Source organism: Lacticaseibacillus salsurae, from assembly GCF_045862175.1.
GTDB classification, from domain to species: Bacteria; Bacillota; Bacilli; order Lactobacillales; family Lactobacillaceae; genus Lacticaseibacillus; species Lacticaseibacillus salsurae.
Window position 1 is genome coordinate 1 of record NZ_BAAFZI010000143.1, and the last position, 1,219, is coordinate 1,219.

Annotated in this window: 1 protein-coding gene; it reads right to left on the reverse strand. The window is 45.3% G+C overall.

What is annotated here, in order from left to right; all coding sequences use genetic code 11:
• Positions 1-258 precede the first annotated feature (258 nt).
• Entirely contained in the window at positions 259-921 is a 663-nt protein-coding gene (locus tag ACKTSG_RS14290) for a replication initiation factor domain-containing protein (RefSeq protein ID WP_407895695.1), read from the reverse strand.
• Between the last annotated feature and the right edge of the window lie 298 nt (positions 922-1,219).

The window sequence follows — 1,219 nt, forward strand, 5'->3', positions numbered from 1 at the left end:
AGGTTGATCCGGAAACTGGTGAATGGAAAGGTTCCGGTATCGAAACGTTATTTTAAAACAAGACAGCTCTCAGTGAACTGCCTTGCAGGTAAATCGAATTCAGTTCCAACAAATTGGGTAAAGGTCATAGTCCGGCAGATCGGGGCTGGAATTATTTGACGCTTATTTGAGTAATCGGAACGGTATAAACTGCGCGATGACAGGTGGGAGTGAGATAATCAAACCAGATAGAACCCATATTTTATCTGTGAAGGGTGACTACTTGCTTTGGTCGGCGTAGTCGCTCTTTTTTGATTCCTCACTTGGGATAATCATTTCTTCGGTTGATGCGAGCATCGCTTGTAGAACACTCATCTCTTTTTGCGTGATTTTAGCGTTTGCGATCATTGTCATCAAAATATCCTGTGCCGTGGCTGAATCATAGGCAAGTAACATCTTCAAGGTCGGTGCGATTTGTTTCTCGATCCACTTGTAGGTGCGTTTAATTGAGAATGGCTTCGGTTGGGTTGTTAGCCGAAGCTTCTCACCGTATTTGCCGATAAAATTCGCCCAGAGGTCGTCCAGTGGCCAGCTTGCTCTAGCCTTGCCATTCGGCTTTAAGAAACGCACATAGCGATTGATGATGCCAAATATCACCTTGGCAGGGTCACGTTCGATTAACAACGCCTCAATGGCTTTTGTTGCTCGGTCATCAGCTAAGCGTAGCTCAAAGCGGTTTTTGATTGGTGTCTGATCTAGCGGTGTGCCATATTTGAAAAACTGTTCGGCGTCTTTCTGGTATAGGCACATGTAGAATTGGCTTTTTCTCGAACCAATATATAGTGTGCGGCCAGTGATGCCGTGTTCTTTGTTGGCGTCTTTATGAATCCGTCGAAAAATTGAGGTAAATTCGTCGCGATCACACTTATCAACCTGGATTATTCATAGAATTTCAAAAAAGCAGCGCAATCCCATGATTCACACGGGACTGCGCTGCTTTGGTGTTTCACCCATTGGGTGCGCCTATATGCTAAGGTTAAGTCGACAAAAACCATCACGAAAGCGAGGCTTCACACCATCTCAACTTTAACCAGCTTATCCCTGCAATGCAATACCAATGTGACTGTGACCGCCGACGGCGGTCAACTTTCAAATGACGCCGGGCTCGTTTTGTTCCAAGAGTTTCTTCATCGTATCAACTTTAGGCAACTTGCCAATCAGTGCCTCAAGTTACCAGACC